At 64.3% G+C, this 18264-nt stretch carries 14 protein-coding genes; 9 read left to right on the top strand and 5 right to left on the bottom strand.

All coding sequences use genetic code 11. The annotated features are described in order from the left end of the window. Positions 1-99: 99 nt before the first annotated feature. Positions 100-525: a DUF1330 domain-containing protein gene (locus AC0L2J_RS25930; protein WP_007615995.1), complete on the top strand. Its 426-nt coding sequence runs from the start codon at positions 100-102 to the stop codon at positions 523-525. Positions 526-643: 118 nt separating this feature from the next. Here the strand turns inward: AC0L2J_RS25930 and AC0L2J_RS25925 are convergent, their stop codons facing one another. From AC0L2J_RS25925 to AC0L2J_RS25915, 3 genes are all read right to left on the bottom strand, one after another. After that, positions 644-1870: an ABC transporter substrate-binding protein gene (locus tag AC0L2J_RS25925; RefSeq protein WP_007615994.1), complete on the bottom strand. Its 1227-nt coding sequence runs from the start codon at positions 1868-1870 to the stop codon at positions 644-646. A gap of 233 nt (positions 1871-2103) precedes the next feature. Then, positions 2104-3345, bottom strand: coding sequence for an ABC transporter substrate-binding protein (locus tag AC0L2J_RS25920; RefSeq protein WP_035975290.1), 1242 nt, complete (start codon positions 3343-3345; stop codon positions 2104-2106). A gap of 135 nt (positions 3346-3480) precedes the next feature. Continuing rightward, on the bottom strand, positions 3481-3924 hold the full coding sequence (locus tag AC0L2J_RS25915; RefSeq protein ID WP_473394948.1) for a DUF1304 domain-containing protein: 444 nt from the start codon (positions 3922-3924) through the stop codon (positions 3481-3483). Positions 3925-3933: 9 nt separating this feature from the next. On the opposite strand from AC0L2J_RS25915, the gene AC0L2J_RS25910 reads away from it, so the two are divergent. Then, complete coding sequence (locus AC0L2J_RS25910) at positions 3934-4464, top strand: methylated-DNA--[protein]-cysteine S-methyltransferase (RefSeq protein WP_007615991.1); 531 nt, start codon at positions 3934-3936, stop codon at positions 4462-4464. Positions 4465-4541: 77 nt separating this feature from the next. Here AC0L2J_RS25910 and AC0L2J_RS25905 read toward each other — a convergent pair whose 3' ends face one another. Next, a complete protein-coding gene (locus tag AC0L2J_RS25905; RefSeq protein ID WP_007615990.1) occupies positions 4542-7331 on the bottom strand; it encodes a [protein-PII] uridylyltransferase in 2790 nt (929 codons plus the stop codon). 188 nt (positions 7332-7519) lie between these two features. Here AC0L2J_RS25905 and AC0L2J_RS25900 point away from each other — a divergent pair, with 188 nt between their 5' ends. From AC0L2J_RS25900 to AC0L2J_RS25875, 6 genes are all read left to right on the top strand, one after another. Then, positions 7520-8491, top strand: coding sequence for an aliphatic sulfonate ABC transporter substrate-binding protein (locus AC0L2J_RS25900; RefSeq protein WP_473394947.1), 972 nt, complete (start codon positions 7520-7522; stop codon positions 8489-8491). 224 nt (positions 8492-8715) lie between these two features. Next, positions 8716-9561, top strand: coding sequence for an ABC transporter permease (locus tag AC0L2J_RS25895; RefSeq protein ID WP_473394950.1), 846 nt, complete (start codon positions 8716-8718; stop codon positions 9559-9561). Positions 9562-9565: 4 nt separating this feature from the next. Then, positions 9566-10351 carry an ABC transporter ATP-binding protein gene (locus tag AC0L2J_RS25890; RefSeq protein WP_007615986.1) on the top strand — a complete coding sequence of 262 codons (786 nt, stop codon included), beginning with the start codon at positions 9566-9568 and terminating at the stop codon, positions 10349-10351. 69 nt (positions 10352-10420) lie between these two features. Further along, positions 10421-10930 (top strand): OsmC family protein, encoded by a 510-nt coding sequence (locus AC0L2J_RS25885; RefSeq protein ID WP_007615985.1) that lies wholly within the window; start codon positions 10421-10423, stop codon positions 10928-10930. 195 nt (positions 10931-11125) lie between these two features. Continuing rightward, on the top strand, positions 11126-11929 hold the full coding sequence (locus AC0L2J_RS25880; protein ID WP_473394946.1) for a hypothetical protein: 804 nt from the start codon (positions 11126-11128) through the stop codon (positions 11927-11929). Between the two features lie 360 nt (positions 11930-12289). Next, entirely contained in the window at positions 12290-13966 is a 1677-nt protein-coding gene (locus AC0L2J_RS25875; protein ID WP_007615981.1) for a methyl-accepting chemotaxis protein, read from the top strand. Positions 13967-14018: 52 nt separating this feature from the next. Here the strand turns inward: AC0L2J_RS25875 and mutS are convergent, their stop codons facing one another. After that, positions 14019-16757, bottom strand: coding sequence for a DNA mismatch repair protein MutS (mutS, locus tag AC0L2J_RS25870; RefSeq protein WP_473394945.1), 2739 nt, complete (start codon positions 16755-16757; stop codon positions 14019-14021). A 216-nt stretch (positions 16758-16973) separates the two neighbouring features. On the opposite strand from mutS, the gene pcaF reads away from it, so the two are divergent. Further along, positions 16974-18182, top strand: a complete 1209-nt coding sequence (pcaF, locus tag AC0L2J_RS25865; protein WP_473249864.1) for a 3-oxoadipyl-CoA thiolase — start codon at positions 16974-16976, stop codon at positions 18180-18182. The last annotated feature ends 82 nt before the right edge of the window (positions 18183-18264 follow it).

Raw genomic sequence — 18264 nt, 5'->3', positions numbered from 1 at the left:
GCTTAACGCGCGATTAGGAGGTGCGGCATTCGCTGGCCGCAGTTCCGCTGGCTGGACGGCAGAGCTAGGATCGCCCGCATAAAACAACAGGGAACTCAGATGGGCCACATCGATCCGACCAAGGAGATTTTCGCGCAGTTCCGGGACAACGACCGCCCCGGTCCGATCCACATGCTCAACCTGGTGCGCTTGCGCAAGGAGGCGGCCTATCCCGACGGCCGCAAGGCAAGCGGCGCGGAAGCCTATGCGGCCTATGGCCGCGAGAGCGGGCCGGTGTTCGAACGCCTCGGCGGCCGCATCGTCTGGCAGGGCAAATTCGAGCTGATGCTGATCGGCCCCGAGACTGAGCGCTGGGACCATTGCTTCATCGCCGAATACCCAAGCGTCGCCGCCTTCGTCGAGATGATCCGCGATCCCGTCTATCGCGAAGCGGTGAAGCACAGGCAGGCCGCGGTGGAGGATTCACGGCTTATTCGGCATGCGGTGCTGCCGGTGGGGAAGAACTTTGGCGAGATACCGGAGTAGAGCCACGTCATTCCGGGGCGATGCGAAAGCATCGAACTCAGGTGCGCAATTGCGCACCTGAGAATCTCGAGATTCCGGGTCTGGCGCTCGCGCGCCAGCCCGGAATGACCGTGCAGAACTAACCCGCCGGACTCGCATCCTCAATGATTGGGCCGAACAGCTCCCAGCGTTCGCCGTTGAACTTCATCATCTGAAGCTGCTTGTTGACGCGGTAGTCGGTCGGTGAGGTGTTGGCCTTGATGCCGGGCAGCGCGGTGTCGCTGGTCACGTCCTTCAGCGACGCGGCCTGCTTCATCACGTTCTCGCGCGTCAGGTCGTCGCCGCACTGCTTCAGCACATGGACCAGCAGCTGCGCCGTGCTGTAGCCGTAGGTGTTGAAGTTCGAGTCCTTATCGCCATCCGGATAATACTTGGCCATGAAGTCGAAATACCTCTTGAGGCCGGCATCGTCCTTCCAGGTCGGATCGAGCGGTTCCTTGCCGTAATTGACGCTGATCAGGCCCTTGGCGGCGTCGAGGCCGGCCGGCTTCAGCACCGCGCCGACCGAGGTGGCGTTGATGTCGACGATCTGCACGGGATGCCAGCCCATCTCGGCGATCTTCTTGATCGCCTGGGCCGCCTGCTTCGGCGTGGTGGCGCTGAAGAACAAATCAGCGCCGGCATCCTTGATCTTGAGGATCTGCGAGTCGACAGTCGGATCGGAGACTTCGTAGGAAGCTTCAGTCACGATCATCTTGGCAGCCTTGTCGCCGAGGCCGGCCTTGATGCCGTTCAGATAGTCCTTGCCGAGGTCGTCGTTCTGATAGAGCACGCCGATCTTGGCGTTCGGATGCTCCTTCAGGATGTACTGTCCGTAGATGCGGCCTTCGACGAAGTAGTTGGGGTTGAAGCCCATCGTCCACGGAAAGTTCTTCGGATCCGTGAACCTCGAGGCTCCGGTCGCCGCGAACAGTTGCGGCACCTTCTTCGAATTGAGATATTTCTGCACAGCTGCGTTCACCGGCGTGCCGATGATCTGGAAGGTCAGCAGGACCTCGTCGCTCTCGACGAGCTTGCGAATCTGCTCCACGGCTTTCGGCGGCGAGTAGGCGTCGTCATACTGGATCAGATTGATCTTGCGGCCGTTGACGCCGCCCTGGTCGTTGATCATCTTGAAATAGGCGGCCTGGGTCTTGCCGATCGACGAATAGGCCGACGCCGGTCCAGAAAACGGCATCGTCTGGCCGACCTTGATCTCGGTATCGCTGGCGCCCGGATCATATTTCTTCTGGGCATTGGCCGCCGAGACCGACAGCGCCAGGGTCAGCGCCGTTGCCGTGGCCAGATGCAGAATTCCATTCCTCATTCGCATTTCCTCGGTTTGTTGTTGCCGACGGTCTGCCGGGCGCACTGTGCGTCCGATGCCATCGCTACGGGCGAGTGTGGAGGAACGATTACCGCAGGGCAAGGTGCGCGTTCGTAGGGTGGGTTAGCCCTGCGGCTGCGCAAAGCGCAGTCCGCTGGGCGTAACCCACCACTTCTTTTTCCGCGGAAATCAAAGAGGTGGGTTACGTTGCGCTAACCCACCCTACCCAGTAACTAACCCGCTGGACCCGCATCCTCCATGATCGGGCCGAACAGCTCCCAGCGTTCGCCGTTGAACTTCATCATCTGCATCTGCTTGTTGACGCGGTAGTCGTTCGGCCCGGTGTTGATCTTGATGCCGGGCAGCGCGAAGCTCGGGGTGAAGTCCTTGATGTTGGCGACCTGCTTCATCACGTTCTCACGCGACAGGTCGTCACCGCACTGTTTCAGCACTTGCGTCAGCAATTCGGCAACTGAATAAGCGTAGGTGTTGACGGTATTTAGCTTGTCGCCTTCGGGGAAATACTTGTCCATGAAGGCGAAGAAGGCTTTCACGCCCGGATCGTCCTTCCACTGGGGATCGCCGGGCTCCTTGCCGTATTGGGTCGAGATAATGCCCTTGGAGATGTCGAGGCCGGCCGGCTTCAGCGTCGCCGAGATCGGGCTCGCGTTGATGTCGAGAATGTGCACCGGCGTCCAGCCGAGCTCGGCGACTTTCTTGATCGCCTGCGCCGCGAACTTGGGTGTCGAGGCATCATAGAAAAGATCGGCGCCCAACGATTTCAGTTTGACCACCTGCGAGTCCACCGTCGGATCCGTGACCTCGTAGGACACCTCGCCGACGATCATGCCGGCGGCCTTGTCGCCGAGACCGCTCTTGAGGCCCGCGAGATAGTCGCGGCCCATGTCGTCGTTCTGGTAGAGCACGCCGATCTTGGCGTTCGGATGCTCCTTGAGAATGTACTTGGCGTAGATGCGTCCCTCGGACACGTAGTTGGGATTATAGGCGATGGTCCAGGGATAGTTCTGCGGATCGTTGAAGCGCGCGGCGCCCGTCGAGGCCAGCAGCTGCGGGATCTTCTTGCCGTTGAGATATTTTTGTACGGCGGCGTTCGCGGCCGTGCCGATGATCTGGAAGGTGAACAGCACCTCGTCGCCTTCGACGAGCTTGCGCACCTGCTCGACCGTCTTCGGTGGCGAATAGGCATCGTCATACTGGATCAGATTGATCTTGCGGCCGTTGATGCCGCCCTGATCGTTGATCATCTTGAAGTAGGCGGCCTGGGTCTTTCCGATATTGGCGTAGACGGAATAGGGCCCGGAGAACGGCACGGTCTGGCCGATCTTGATCTCGGTGTCGCTCGCGCCGGTGTCGTATTTCTTCTGGGCGAGGGCTTCACTGACGAAGGCTTGGTTGGCGGAGAACGCGAAGGCGAGCGCCGCCGTGGCAGTGATGAAGGCTCTGCGATTGCTCATGGGGGGTTGTTCCTCCTGACGGAATTTCCGGCCGACGGTCTTTTCCCGTTGATTGCCAACGGTCGCCATCGCTGTCGGAGATTGTGGAGGAACGGCAGGCGACGCGCAAGGATCGCGGCGCCGCGTTATGGCGTCTCAGGTCACGAACAAGACCAACAGCGCGAGCGCCGCCGGCAGCGCCTGCACCATCAGGATGCGGGTGCTGACGGTCGCTGCGCCATAAGCGCCCGCCACGATCACGCAGAGCAGGAAGAACGCCTTGATCTGGAACGCGAAGGCCGGATTGCCGTGCACCAGCCCCCAGACCAGACCTGCGGCCAGGAAGCCGTTATAGAGCCCCTGGTTGCCGGCCAGCACCTTTGTGATCGCTGCCTTCTCCGGCGTGTTGCGGAAAACCTTCAGGCCCTGCGGCTTGTCCCAGAGAAACATCTCCAGGATCAGGAAGTAAGCGTGCAGTGCGGCGACCAGCGCCACCAAAATATTCGCGATCCAGATCAAGTTGAGCTCCCCCAGCGTCAGCTTTCGGGTGGACGCTAGCACGGCGGGCGTGGCAAGTGCGATGGCGTGTTTCGATGCCATGGTGCCGCAATGCCCGCGCGACTGACCAAACCACCTGTAAGCTTTGGCCTCGATCGGCTGGAGACGCCGATCGGGATTGCGCTGCTGGTCACCGACGCCGCGGGCGCCTTGCGCGCGCTCGACTGGGAGGATTACGAGCACCGCATGCGCGAGCTCTTGCGGCTGCACTACGGTGTGGTGGAGCTGAATGACCAGCCCGCGCCAGCAGCCATGCGGACTGCGCTGTCGGACTATTTCGACGGCGATCTCGGCCAGCTCTCAGGCATCGCCTGGCGCATCGCCGGCACGCCATTCCAGCAGAAGGTCTGGAATGCGTTGGCGCAAATCCCTGCCGGCACCACGATGAGCTATGGCGCGCTGGCCGCCAGGATCGACACGCCCAAGGCCATTCGCGCCGTCGGCCATGCCAACGGCTCCAATCCGATCAGCGTGGTACTGCCGTGCCACCGCCTGATCGGCGCCGATGGTTCTCTGGTGAAGTATGGCGGCGGCCTCGAGCGCAAGCGCTGGCTGCTGCGGCATGAAGGCGTGGCGGTCTAGATATCCGCCTGTCGTCATTCCGGGTTCGCCGCTGCGCGGCGCCCCGTAATGACGAGAGGAGAGGCGCGCAGCCGTCCTCACGCCGCTGGCTGAACCGCCTTGTCGCCCGCCATCACGTGGGTCAGCGCGCTCTTGATCGCGGATTGCCGCGTCGGCGCGCTGATCTGTGCGCCCAGGAGGTCGGTGACGTAGAACACGTCGCGGGCGCGCTCGCCGAAGGTCGCGACATGGGCCGAGGCGATGTTGAGGTTGAGCTTCGAGATCGCGGTGGTCAGCTCGTAGAGCAGCCCGGGCCGGTCCAGGCCGGACATTTCGATCACCGTGTAGCGGTCTGACCATTGGTTGTTGATGGTCACTTCCGGCTCGATCACGAACGGCCGCGCCTTGCCGCGCACGGTGCGCCGCGCCACCACTTCGGGCAGACGCAGCTTGCCTTCCAGCACGTCCTCGATCATCTCGCCGATCCGCGTGGCGCGCCGTCCCTCGTCCTCGTCGCGGTCGTATTCCCTGGAGATCGAGATCGTGTCGAGCGCGCGGCCGTCGGTCGTGGTGTAGATCTGGGCATCGACGATGTTGGCGCCGGCCGAGGCACAGGCGCCCGCGATGATCGACAGCAGCCAGGGATGGTCGGCGGCGAAGATGGTCAGCTCGGTGACGCCGCGCACCTCGTCGAAGCCGACATTGATCGCGAGCTTGTGGCCGGCCTGCTCGCTGGCACGGACGAAGCGCGCGTGGCGGATCTTGCGCGGCAGCTCGACCTTGAGCCAATAGGCCGGATAGTGCCGGCCGATATAGGCGTCGAGCTCTTCCGCCGGCCATTCCGCGAAGGCGTTACGGAATTCGGCGTATGCGGCCGTGAGGCGCTTGCCGCGGTCGACCTCCGAGAAGCCGCCGGTCAGCACCGGTTCGGTCTCGTAGTAGAGGGAGCGCAAGAGCTGCGCTTTCCAGCCATTCCATACGCCCGGACCGACGCCGCGGATGTCGGCGGTGGTCAGGATCGTCAAGAGCTTCATCTGCTCGACCGACTGCACCACGGCGGCGAAATTTTCGATGGTCTTGCGGTCGGAGAGATCGCGCGACTGTGCGACCGTGGACATAGTCAGATGCTCCTCGATCAGCCAGGCCACGAGCTCGGTATCGGCCGGACTGAAGCCGAGCCGCGGGCAGAGCCGTCGCGCCACCTTGGCCCCGGCGATCGAGTGATCCTCGGGCCGGCCCTTGGCGACGTCGTGCAGCAGCGTCGCAATGTAGATCACGGAGCGATGCTCCGGCCGGATCTTGCGCATCAGGTCGCTCGCCACCGCGAATTCCTCGATGCCGCCGCGCTCGATGTCCTGGAGGAAGCCGACGCAGCGGATCAAATGCTCGTCGACGGTGTAGTGATGATACATGTTGAACTGCATCATCGAGACGATCTTGCCGAAGGCGCGGATGAAATGGCCGAGCACGCCGGTCTCGTTCATCCGCCGCAGCACGATTTCCGCGTTGTCGGACGTCAGGATCTCCATGAACAGCCGGTTGGCTTCGGGATTCTCGCGCATCTGCGCGTTGATCAGGCCAAGCGAGCGCGTCACGTCGCGCATCGCGTCCGGGTGGAAGGCGAGATTGTTCTTCTGCGCCAGGCGGAAGATGCGGATCAAATTGACCGGATCGTGCTTGAAGACGTCGGGTGCGGCGACGTTGATGCGGTTGTTGTCGACGATGAAGTCGTCGCTGTCGGGAACCCGCCGCTTCACCGCGGTGGGGCGCAGCCGCGCCATCATCCGGCTCAGCACCGGCGCGGGCTTGGCCTGCTGGTCCTCGAGCTTGGCGCAGAGAATGGCGGTTAGGTTGCCGACTTCCTTGGCGACCAGGAAGTAGTGCTTCATGAAGCGCTCGACGTCCTGCATGCCGGGATGCGAGGTGTAGCCGAGCCGGACCGCGATCTCGCGCTGAAGGTCGAAGGAGAGCCGCTCTTCGGCGCGGCCGGAGTGGAAGTGCAGGTTGCAGCGCACCGACCAGAGGAAGTCGGCGCAGCGGCGGAAGGTACGGTATTCCTGCGCGTCGAAGACGCCGCGGTCGACCAGCTCGTCGGTGTCGCTCACGCGGTAGACGTACTTCGCGATCCAGAACAGCGTGTGCAGGTCGCGCAGGGCACCCTTGCCGTCCTTGACGTTGGGTTCGACCAGATAACGCGATTGGCCGCCGCGGCGATGCCGCTCCTCACGCTCGGCGAGTTTCGCGGTGACGAACTCGGACGCAGTGCCTTGCACGACCTCCTTGTCGAAGCGGGCGACCAGCTCGTCATAGAGCGGCCGGTCGCCGGTGAGGAAGCGCGTCTCCAGGATCGCGGTGCGGATGGTCATGTCGCCTCGCGCCTGCCGGATCGACTCGTCGACCGAGCGCGTGGCGTGACCGACCTTCAGCCCCATGTCCCACAGACAATAGAGAATGGCCTCCGCGACCTGCTCGCCCCAGGCGGTCTGCTTGTAGGGCAGGATGAAGAGCAGATCGATGTCGGACTCGGGAGCCATCAGGCCGCGGCCATAGCCGCCGGTCGCCACCACGGCCATGCGCTCGGCGCCGCTCGGGATCGGCGAGCGGTAGAGATGGCGGGTCGCGGCCGAATACAAGATGCGGATGATCTCGTCCTGTACGTGGCACAGCCGCTCGGCGCAGCGCCGGCCGTGACGGTCCTTCAGCAGGATCGTCTGTGCCGCGGCGCGCGACGCGATCAGCTCGGCCTTGAGCAGTTGCGCCATCGCCGTGCGGAACGCGTCCTCGCGTCCCTGGTGCTTCTCGGCAAGCGCATCGACCGCGGCGGTGATCCGCGCGGTGTCGAAGCGATCGTCCACCTCGGCCTTGTGCTCAGTTGCGACGCTGTCCATGTCTCACCGGATATAAGAGGCGGCAGGCGCTGTCACCCGCCATTCTCTCGCAATAGTCGTTCCATGCTGGAAACGTGCGGCTTTGGGCAAAGCTGTTCTCAGCCGGCGCGCTTTCGAGGGGTGGATTTTCTCGTTGACCTCTAGATATAACTCATTGAAAAACAATGAAGTTTTGGAGGAGGCCGGGCATGACCAGAATTACACGACGGACACTTTTTGCGGGAGCGGTCGCTCTTGCCGTGTCCCCGGCGGCACGGGCGGCGGATCCGCTCAAGGAAATCCGTATCGACTGGGCGACCTATAATCCGGTGTCGATGGTCCTGAAGCAGAAAGGGCTCCTGGAAAAGGAGTTCGCCAAGGACGGCGTCACCGTCACCTGGGTGCAGTCCGCCGGCTCCAACAAGGCGCTCGAATTCCTCAATGCGGGCTCGATCGACTTCGGCTCGACCGCGGGCTCGGCGGCGCTGGTTGCACGTATCAACGGCAACCCGATCAAGTCGATCTACGTCTATTCGCGTCCCGAATGGACGGCGTTGGTGACATCAAAGGATTCCAAGATCGCCCATGTGGCCGGCCTCAAGGGCAAGCGCGTCGCGGTGACGCGCGGCACCGATCCGCACATCTTCCTGGTGCGCGCGCTGCTTGGCGCAGGTCTCACCGAAAAGGACATCACGCCGGTGCTGCTCCAGCACGCCGACGGCAAGACCGCGCTGATCCGCGGCGACGTCGATGCGTGGGCCGGGCTCGATCCGATGATGGCGCAGGCCGAGGTCGAGGACGGCGCGAAACTGTTCTACCGCAAGGCCGACGCCAACACTTGGGGCATCCTCAATGTGCGCGAGCAGTTTTTGAAAGATCATCCGGACGCCGCCCGCCGCGTGCTCGCCGTTTACGAGGAAGCGCGAAAGTATTCGCTGGCGAATTACGACGAGCTCAAGAAGACCTTCATCGCCGTGACTAAGCTGCCTGAGCCTGTCGTCGACAAGCAGCTCAAGGAGCGCACCGAGCTTACCCACAGCCGCATCGGCGCACCGCAGCGCGAATCGATCCTCGCCGCGGGCCTCGCCCTGCAACAGGCCGGCGTCGTCGACGCCAAGGTCGATGTGAAGGCGACGCTGGATGCGTTGATCGACGATCAGGTCCCGCTGCCGACGAATTAACCACGGGCGCGCGGCAAACTCCGGTGTCGTCCCGGGGGGCGAAGCGAGCCCGGGACCCATAACCACAGGAAGCAGTTTGGGGCCAAGGGCAACTCCGAGTCCCCGTAACCACTTCTCCCTGTGGTTATGGGTCCCGGATCTGCGCTCCGCTGCGCTGTTCGGGACGACGGCTGAGAATGCCGCGCGCTCTTGCAATCTCGTACAAGACGCGCTTCCTACCCGCCATGATCTCCGACGCGCCAGTCCTGCAACAGACCACGGAACCGGCCGAAAGCGCCGCTGCGCCTTCGTGGTTGTCGCGTTATGCGCGTCCATTGCTGGGTGTGTTGCTGCCGCTCACCCTCGCGCTCGGTTGGGAGTTCCTGGTCTGGTTCGGCTGGTCCAACGGCCGGCTGGTGCCGCCGCCCTCGCGCGTGTTCGCCACCATCGCTGACCTTGCCCGCTCCGGCGAACTGTTCCGTCACATCGCCGCAACGCTGTGGCGTGTCGGCCTCGGCTTCGCGTTCGGCGTGGTCGCGGGCACGTTGCTCGGCGCCATATCCGGCTATTGGTCGCTGGCGCGGCAGCTGCTCGATCCGACCGTGCAGGCGCTGCGCGCAATCCCATCGCTGGCCTGGGTGCCGCTGTTCATCCTCTGGCTCGGCATCTTCGAGACCTCGAAGATCGCGCTGATCGCGGTCGGCGTGTTCTTCCCGGTCTATCTCGGCGTGATGGGCGCGATCCTCATCGTCGATCGCAAGATCGTCGAGGTCGGACGCACCTTCCGTCTCTCCGGACCTGCCATGATCCGCCGTATCCTGCTGCCCGCGGTGCTGCCGGCCTATGTCGTGTCCTTGCGCGTCGGTCTTGGTCTGGGCTGGATGTTCGTGGTGGCAGCCGAGCTGATCGGCGCGTCCGAAGGCCTCGGCTATCTCCTGCTCGATGGCCAACAGCTCGGCAAGCCCGCGCAGATCCTCGCCGCCATCGTGATCTTCGCGATCCTTGGCAAGCTTACGGATTGGTTGATCGAGATTGCGGCCGCGCCCTTCCTGCGCTGGCAGGACGCCTTCGGGCGTACGACGGGAGCATAAGGCGATGCTGGCGCTCGACCGGGTCAGCAAGACCTATCCTAACGGCGTGCAGGCGCTGGCGCGCTTTTCCGCCGAGATCAGGCAAGGCGAGATCGTCGCCATCATCGGCGGCTCGGGCTGCGGCAAGTCCACGCTGCTGCGCGCCATTGCGGGCCTCGACCGCGCAAGCTCGGGCACGGTGACGCTCGACAACGAGGCGATCGCCTCGCCGCATGCCAAGATCGGCATCATCTTCCAGGAGCCGCGCCTGCTGCCCTGGCTCAGCGTCGCCGATAATATCGGCTTTGGTCTTGCCGATGGGCCCGCGACCGAGCGACGTGAGAAGGTGGCGCGTGCGCTGGAGCGTGTCGGGCTCGCCGAGAAAGCGCAGGCCTGGCCGCGCGAGCTCTCCGGCGGGCAGGCACAGCGCGTCGCGATCGCCCGCGCACTGGTGCCGCAGCCCGAGGTGCTCTTGCTCGACGAGCCGTTCTCGGCGCTCGACGCCTTCACCCGCAGGGACCTCCAGGATCATCTGCTCGATCTCTGGGCCGACACGCGGCCGACGCTCATCCTCGTCACCCATGACGTAGACGAGGCCGTGGTGCTGGCTGACCGCGTGCTGGTGATGCGGCCGCGGCCGGGCCGGCTGTTCGACCAGATCGAGATCAATCTGGGCCGGCCACGCGACCGCAATTCGCCGCTGTTCGAGAATTTCAAGCGAAGTGTGCTGACGTCACTCGACCGTTCGCTCGACCGCAGCGTGCCCGACCGTGACGCAACCCAGGGTCCCGGTCAGGCCATGTGGTGGTGACAATTTCTCTCTGAGCCGGTACATCGCAAGCCGGTACTTCGTAGAAACGATTTTCCCGGGAGAGACAAAATGGACGCCGCAGCACTGCGCCAGATGCAGGCCCCGATCAAGGAGCGCTACAAGACCGATCCCAAGACCGCGATGATCACGTTGAAGGCCAAGGGCTCGACCGACAGCGAAGGCATCGCCTGCAAGGTCGAGACCGGCCGCGCCATCGCAATGGCCGGCCTGCATCCCGGGACCGGCGGCTCCGGCCTCGAGCTCTGCTCCGGCGACATGCTGCTCGAGGCGCTGGTCGCCTGCGCCGGCGTCACGCTGAAATCGGTCGCGACCGCGATCGAGGTGCCCCTGAAGACCGGCAACGTCTACGCCGAGGGCGATCTCGATTTCCGCGGCACGCTCGGCGTCGACAAGGAGACCCCGGTCGGCTTCGCCGAGATCCGTCTGCGCTTCGACGTCGACACCGATGCTCCGCAAGACAAGCTCGACCTGCTGCTCAAGCTCACCGAGCGCTATTGCGTGGTCTATCAGACCATCAAGAACGGCCCGAAGGTCTCGGTCTCGATGCAGCGGATGTAAGGCGCGACCGCAGTCCAACAATCGGTGTCGTCCTGGCCTTGTGCGCAACTGCGCACTGGAGCCAGGATCCATTATCCCCGACGCCGATTGTGTCGCGATACTGGCGACTACGACCGTCTAACACAGCGAAGCCTGTGGTTATGGGTCCTGGATCGGCGCTCACTCCGTTCGCTTGTCCAGGACGACGAAGAAAAAATGTCCCCCGAGCTCCACTTCATTCTCATCCTCGTTCTGCGCATGATGGTTGCGGCGGCGTTCGTCGTGACGGCGTCGATCATCACCGAGCGCTCAGGGCCGGTGATCGGCGCGCTGGTCGCGACCTTGCCGGTTTCGGCCGGACCATCCTACGTCTTCCTCGCGCTCGACCACGATGCCGCCTTCATCGCACAGGGCGCGCTGTCGAGCTTGCCGGTCAATGCAGCGACGATCTTCATGTGCGTCACCTATGTGGTGCTGGCACAGCGGCGCAGCCTTCTGGTGAGTTGCGGAAGCGCGGTCGCGGTCTGGATCGTGTTCGCATCGATCATCAAGCAGTTCGACTGGCCGCTCACCGCCGGGCTCGCCGCCAATCTGATCGCGTTCGGCATCTGCATTCCGCTGCTCGCGGGCTATCGCCACGTGAAGATGCCACTGGTGACGCGGCGCTGGTATGACGTGCCGATGCGGGCTGCACTGGTCGCGACCCTCGTCGCGATCGTCGTCTCGACCTCGGACTGGGTCGGTCCCCGGATCAGCGGCATCATCGCGCTGTATCCAGTGGTGTTCACCAGCATCATGGTGATCCTGCATCCGCGCATCGGCGGTCCGCCGACCGCCGCGGTGTTGGCCAATTCGGCCTGGGGCCTGCTCGGATTCGGAATGGCGATCGCCGTGTTGCACGTCGCGGTGGCGTGGTTCGGCTCCGCCGCCGGACTCTCTCTTGCGCTTGGCACTTGCGTGACCTGGAATCTGACGCTGTGGTGGAGGGGCCGGCGGAAGCTGAGAGGCAACCAGGCCTGACAGTATCGTCCCGCAGACTTTTTGCGGCGAGCCGCAAGTCACCCGGAGTACTACGGTGGTGAGCCGACGCGCCGCAGCAATTGCAGCATGCAGTGCACTTTTCGTCCTTGCCAGGCATCGTTGCCGCGCTAAGTCATTGAACGATCATTCATCTGCCGATTCGCCGTCGCTTCGGTGCAGGTTGTTTCGAGCGTTCTTCAATCACTCGCGCATGCCTTTTATCGATAGCTTAGTTAGCGGTTTGTTTCAGCTTGCGTCCTATACTTGGACTCGTTGGCGTCCAGTTTAGCATTCAACGCCATTTTTTTTCGGCCATCGGTCCATGGCACCGAGCACAACCAGATCCAATTTGGAGAGACCATGTTCAAGCGCAAGTCGAACAGCGGTGCATTGGTTATGATGGCTGCCAAGGCCGTGAGCGCCAACCTGATGGTGGCCGACAACGACCTGAACATCGTCTACATGAATGACGCGGTGACAGACCTGCTTCGCGCCGCTGAGCCCGACCTCAAGAAAGAACTGCCCCACTTCAACGTGGCTACGCTCGTTGGAACCAACATCGATGTGTTTCATAAGAATCCCCAGCATCAGCGCCAGATGCTGGCGAGCCTCAGCGCGGTGCATCGCGCGATGATCCAGGTCGGTGGCCACAAATTCGACCTCGTCGCGACACCGCTGAAGAACGAAGACGGCAGCCGGGCCGGAACTGTCGTGGAATGGTCCGATGCGTCAATCCGCCTTCAGAACCTCGACTTCGGAGGGCAGGTTGCGGCCGCGAACCGCTCACAGGCGGTCATCGAGTTCGCGATGGATGGCACGGTCCTCACCGCCAACGAGAATTTCCTGCGTACGCTCGGATACACGATGAACGAGATCCAGGGCAAACATCACAGCATGTTCGTTCCGTCTGTCGAACGCGAAAGCCCGGCCTATCGCGAGTTCTGGGCCGCGCTCAACCGCGGCGAATATCAGGTCGCCGAATACAAGCGGATCGGCAAGGGAGCCAAGGAAGTCTGGATCCAAGCATCATACAATCCCGTTTTCGACGAGAAGGGCAGGCCCACCAAGGTGGTGAAGTTCGCGACCGACGTCACTGAACAGAAGCTCAGGAATGCCGACCTTGCGGGCCAGATCGCGGCGATCGACAAGGCGCAGGCGGTGATCGAGTTCAACATGGACGGTACGATCATCACCGCCAACCCCAATTTCCTCGGCGCGCTCGGCTATTCGCTGGCCGAGATCAAGGGCAAGCACCACAGCATGTTCGTCGAGCCGTCGGAGCGCGATGGCAATGGCTATCGCGAGTTCTGGGCGGCGCTCAACCGCGGTCAGTACCAGGCGGCCGAATACAAGCGTCTCGGCAAGGGCGGCAGGGAGGTCTATATCCAGGCCTCCTACAACCCGATCATGGATCTCAATGGCAAGCCGTTCAAGGTCGTGAAATATGCGACCGACGTCACGAAGCAGGTGCTGGTCCGCATGGGCAACGAGCGTGTCCGCGGCATGATGGAATCGGTCGCCGCGGGTTCGGAGGAACTGAACGCCTCGGTGCGGGAGATTTCCGAGGCCATGACCAAATCGCGCGAGACGGCGATGAGCGCAGTGGAGCAGGTCGCGTCCGCTGATGCCCAGGCCCAGCGCCTCACTGAAGCGGCGCTGGCGATGAGCGGGATCGTCGAGCTCATCAACAACATCACCGGGCAGATCAATCTCCTGGCGCTCAACGCCACCATCGAATCCGCCCGCGCTGGCGAAGCCGGCCGCGGCTTCGCCGTAGTTGCTTCCGAAGTGAAGAGCCTCGCCAATCAGGCCAAGCAGGCCACCGACAAGATTGGTGCCGAGATCGGCAGTCTCAACGGCATCTCCGGCGACGTCGTGAGCGCGCTCGGCTCGATCAAGACGGCCATCAGCAACGTCAGCGAATATGTGACGTCGACGGCCGCGGCAATCGAAGAGCAGAGCACGGTGACCAACGAGATGTCGACCAGCATGCAGCGCGCCGCCGCAGAAGCGGCGGCGATCGCGGCGAGGGCGTAACGGTCAGAGGCGTAGGGTGGATTAGCGCAGCGTAAGCCACCCTACGGCACCTTCACTGCTTCGGCAGCTTGGCCTTCAAGGCATACAGCGCATCGAGCGCTTCGCGTGGCGACATCTCGTCCGGATGCAGCGCCTTCACCGCGGCCATCAGCAGTTCGGCCTCGCTCGGCGGAGCGGCTTCCGCGGCGGCGCGCGAGGGCACTGCGAACAGCGGCAGATCGTCGGCGAGCGCGCGCGCGGTCTGACCGCGGTCCTGGGCTTCCAGCTTCGCCAGTACCGATTTGGCGCGCGTGATCACGGCCGGCGGCAGGCCCGCGAGCTTGGCGACCTGGATGCCGTAGGAGCGATCGGCCGAACCCGGCAACACCTCGTGCAGGAACACGACGTTGCCCTGCCATTCCTTCACCCGCACGGTCGCGTTGAACATCCGCGGCAGTTTGGCGGAGAGCGCCGTCAGCTCGTGATAATGCGTCGCGAACAGCGTGCGGCAGCGGTTGCTCTCGTGCAGGTGCTCGATTGCGGCCCAGGCGATCGAGAGACCGTCGAAGGTCGCGGTGCCGCGGCCGATTTCATCGAGGATCACGAGCGCGCGCTCGCCGGCCTGGTTGAGGATCGCGGCGGTCTCGACCATCTCGACCATGAAGGTGGAACGGCCGCGGGCGAGATCGTCGGCGGCGCCGACACGCGAGAACAGGCGGTCGATGATGCCGATCCGCGCGCGTGTCGCCGGCACGAAACTTCCGATTTGAGCAAGAAGAGCAATCAGCGCGTTCTGTCGCAGGAAGGTCGATTTACCGGCCATGTTCGGACCGGTCAGCAACCAGAGCTGGCCGGACTTTTGCGCAGGGCCCGGCGAGAGATCGCAGGCATTGGCGATGAACGGCTGGCCATTACGCTTCAAGGCCTGCTCGACCACCGGATGGCGGCCGGCCTCGATGGCAAAGCCAAGAGACGAGTCCACCTCGGGCCGCACATAGTTCTCGTCGATCGCCAGCTTGGCAAGCGACGTCGCGACGTCGAGCAGCGCAAAGGCGTGGGCGGCGGCGCGCAGCTCCTCGCTGATTGCCAACGCCTTGGCGCAGAGCCGCTCGAAAATTTCGAGCTCGAGCCCGAGTGCGCGGTCGCCGGCATTGGCGATCTTGGCTTCGATCTCCCCGAGTTCCGAGGTGGTGAAGCGGACCTGGCCGGCCAGCGTCTGACGGTGGATGAAGGTTGCGTTCAGCGGCGCCGACATCAGCTTGTCGCCGTGCTGCGCGGTGACCTCGACGAAATAGCCGAGCACGTTGTTGTGCCGGATTTTGAGACCCTTCACACCCGTGTTGTCGGCGTAGCGTGCCTGCATCGAGGCGACCACCAGGCGCGAGGCGTCGCGCAGGTTTCGCGTTTCGTCCAGCGCAGGCTCATAGCCCTGGCGAACGAACCCGCCGTCGCGCTTGATCAGCGGCAGTTGATCGTCGAGCGCCTTGGCGAATTCCGCCGCGAGCCCGCGCGATGGCCTTTGCAGCGCCGCCATCACCACGGCGATCTCCTGCGGCGGCTGGTCGAGTTCATCAAGCCGCGTCAGCAACTGGTCGGCGGCGATGATGCCGTCGCGCAGGCCGGCGAGGTCGCGCGGACCGCCGCGGCCGACGGATATACGAGCCAGCGCCCGCGACATGTCCGGGGCGCCACGCAGGATGCTGCGGATGTCCTCGCGCGCGGCGGAGTCGGCAACGAAGCTGCCGACGGCATCGAGCCGCCGCGCAATCGCCGCCGCATCGGTCAGCGGCGCGGCAAGCCGCTGCGCCAGCAGGCGCGAGCCGGCCGAGGTCACGGTGCAGTCGATCGCATCGAGCAGCGAGCCGCGGCGTTCGCCGGCCAGCGTCCGCGTCAGTTCGAGATTGGCGCGCGTCGCCGGATCGATCGCCATGGTCGCACCCGAGGCTTCGCGCGCTGGCGGCGACAGCGGCGGATGCTTGCCGACTTGGGTGCGGTCAACATAGGTGACGGCGGCGGCGGCGGCAGTGGCTTCCAGCCGCGTCAGCTGCGACAGTCCATCCATGGTCGCGACGGCAAAATAGTCGCACAGCCGCTTCTCGGCGGTGGCGCCGTCGAAGACGTCACGGGTTAGCGGCGTCACCGCCGGCAGCTCGCGCAGGGTTTGTCCGAGCTCGCTATCGTTATAGAGCGCGTCGGTGACGATCACCTCGTTCGGATTGATGCGCGCCAGCGTCGCGGCGAGTTCGCCGCCCGAACATTCCGTCACCGTGAACTCGGCGGTCGAGATGTCGATCCAGGCGAGGCCGAAGCGGTCACCGCCCGCCGATGAGCGCGCGCGCGCGAGCGCCAGCAGGTAATTGTTGGCGCGCGCGTCGAGCAGCGTGTCCTCGGTCAGCGTGCCCGGCGTGACCAGGCGCACCACGCCGCGGCGCACGACGCTCTTGTTGCCGCGCGCCCTGGCGGCGGCGGGATCCTCGGTCTGCTCGCACACCGCGACCCGGTGGCCGGCGGTGATCAGCCGGTGCAGATAATCCTCGGAGCGCTCGACCGGCACGCCGCACATCGGGATATCGGCGCCCTGATGTTTGCCGCGCTTGGTCAGGACGATGCCGAGTGTCCTGGAGGCGATCTCTGCGTCCTCGAAGAACAGTTCGTAAAAGTCGCCCATCCGGTAGAACAGCAAGAGACCCTGATGCGCCGCCCTGATTTCAAGGTACTGTTCCATCATCGGGGTCACGCGCGCGGCAGCTTCCGCCTGCGGCGCGGGCGTATCGTCGGGGGGCGGTACAGGGATCGGCTGTTGCATTGTCATGGGCGGCGCAACCTACAAAATTTCACCCCGCGCTCCTATCGCTTTGGCCGCGGAGGGGAGGTTTTCCACGTTGTCCGCACCGCGGCATGCGCAACTCGCCTGCGCACCCCTCGGAACACGCGCGCATCGGTCAATTGACCTGCCGCGGGCGCCCTCCTAAAACTCCGTCGACATTGAAGAATTTAGGCCGGATCGCGGCATTCAGGGAGAACAACGATGCGTGACGTCTTTATCTGCGATGCCGTGCGGACCCCGATCGGCCGTTTTGGCGGCTCGCTCGCCAAGGTGCGTGCCGACGACCTGGCGGCGGCCCCGATCAAGGCTCTGATGGCCAAGCACCCCAATCTTGATTGGGCTGAGGTCGACGAGGTCTTCTTCGGCTGTGCCAACCAGGCCGGCGAGGACAACCGCAACGTGGCACGCATGGCGCTCCTGCTTGCGGGCCTGCCGGATTCGGTTCCGGGCCAGACCCTGAACCGGCTCTGTGCCTCCGGCCTCGATGCGGTCGGTGCGGCCGGCCGCGCCATCCGCTCCGGCGAGATCGAGCTTGCGATTGCCGGCGGCGTCGAATCCATGACGCGCGCGCCCTTCGTGATGGGCAAGGCGCAGGAAGCGTTCTCGCGCTCGGCTGAGATCTTCGACACCACGATCGGCTGGCGCTTCATCAATCCGCTGCTGAAGGCGCAGTATGGCGTCGACGCGATGCCCGAGACCGGCGAGAACGTCGCCGAGGAATTCCAGGTCTCCCGCGCCGATCAGGACGCGTTCGCGATCCGCTCGCAGCAGCGCGCGGGCGCCGCGATCGCGGCCGGCTATTTCGCCGAAGAAATCACCCCGATCACCATTCCGGGCGGCAAGGCCGGCCCTGTCATCGTCGACAAGGACGAGCATCCGCGCCCCGAGACCACGCTGGAAGCGCTGACCAAGCTCAGGCCGATCGTGCGCAATCCCGGCACGGTGACCGCCGGCAACGCCTCCGGCGTCAACGACGGCGCCGCCGCGATGATCCTGGCGTCCGAGGCCGCCGTGAAGAAGCACGGCCTGACGCCCCGCGCGCGCATCCTCGGCCTCGCATCGGCCGGCGTGCCGCCGCGCATCATGGGCATCGGCCCGGTGCCGGCCACCCGCAAGCTGATGGCGCGTCTCGGCAAGAAGATCAGCGATTTCGACCTGATCGAGCTCAACGAAGCGTTCGCCTCGCAGGGTATCGCCTGCATGCGCCAGCTCGGCGTTGCCGACGATGCCGATTTCGTCAATCCGCATGGCGGTGCGATCGCGCTCGGTCATCCCCTCGGCATGAGCGGCGCGCGCCTCGCGCTCACCGCGGTGCACGGCATGGAAAAGCGCGGCGGCAAGCTGGCGCTCGCCACCATGTGCGTCGGCGTCGGTCAGGGCGTGGCTGTCGCGATCGAGAAGCTGAACTGACCGGATGCGCAGCGTTCGGGCATCCCGGGGCGGTGCACTTGCACCGAACCCGGGATCTCGAGATTCCCCAGTGCGCAATGGC

Source organism: Bradyrhizobium sp. MV1.5, from assembly GCF_055807615.1.
This window is presented reverse-complemented; position numbering and strand designations above follow the sequence as displayed.

Excerpts from the sequence above, each read along its gene's own strand:
- AC0L2J_RS25900 (WP_473394947.1), top strand. The coding sequence starts at position 7,520 with ATGACCAGAATTACACGACGGACACTTTTTGCGGGAGCGGTCGCTCTT.
- AC0L2J_RS25880 (WP_473394946.1), top strand. The coding sequence starts at position 11,126 with ATGTCCCCCGAGCTCCACTTCATTCTCATCCTCGTTCTGCGCATGATG.
- AC0L2J_RS25895 (WP_473394950.1), top strand. The coding sequence starts at position 8,716 with ATGATCTCCGACGCGCCAGTCCTGCAACAGACCACGGAACCGGCCGAA.
- AC0L2J_RS25905 (WP_007615990.1), bottom strand. The coding sequence starts at position 7,331 with ATGGACAGCGTCGCAACTGAGCACAAGGCCGAGGTGGACGATCGCTTC.
- AC0L2J_RS25920 (WP_035975290.1), bottom strand. The coding sequence starts at position 3,345 with ATGAGCAATCGCAGAGCCTTCATCACTGCCACGGCGGCGCTCGCCTTC.
- pcaF (WP_473249864.1), top strand. The coding sequence starts at position 16,974 with ATGCGTGACGTCTTTATCTGCGATGCCGTGCGGACCCCGATCGGCCGT.
- AC0L2J_RS25915 (WP_473394948.1), bottom strand. The coding sequence starts at position 3,924 with ATGGCATCGAAACACGCCATCGCACTTGCCACGCCCGCCGTGCTAGCG.
- mutS (WP_473394945.1), bottom strand. The coding sequence starts at position 16,757 with ATGACAATGCAACAGCCGATCCCTGTACCGCCCCCCGACGATACGCCC.
- AC0L2J_RS25890 (WP_007615986.1), top strand. The coding sequence starts at position 9,566 with ATGCTGGCGCTCGACCGGGTCAGCAAGACCTATCCTAACGGCGTGCAG.
- AC0L2J_RS25925 (WP_007615994.1), bottom strand. The coding sequence starts at position 1,870 with ATGAGGAATGGAATTCTGCATCTGGCCACGGCAACGGCGCTGACCCTG.
- AC0L2J_RS25910 (WP_007615991.1), top strand. The coding sequence starts at position 3,934 with ATGCCCGCGCGACTGACCAAACCACCTGTAAGCTTTGGCCTCGATCGG.
- AC0L2J_RS25930 (WP_007615995.1), top strand. The coding sequence starts at position 100 with ATGGGCCACATCGATCCGACCAAGGAGATTTTCGCGCAGTTCCGGGAC.
- AC0L2J_RS25885 (WP_007615985.1), top strand. The coding sequence starts at position 10,421 with ATGGACGCCGCAGCACTGCGCCAGATGCAGGCCCCGATCAAGGAGCGC.
- AC0L2J_RS25875 (WP_007615981.1), top strand. The coding sequence starts at position 12,290 with ATGTTCAAGCGCAAGTCGAACAGCGGTGCATTGGTTATGATGGCTGCC.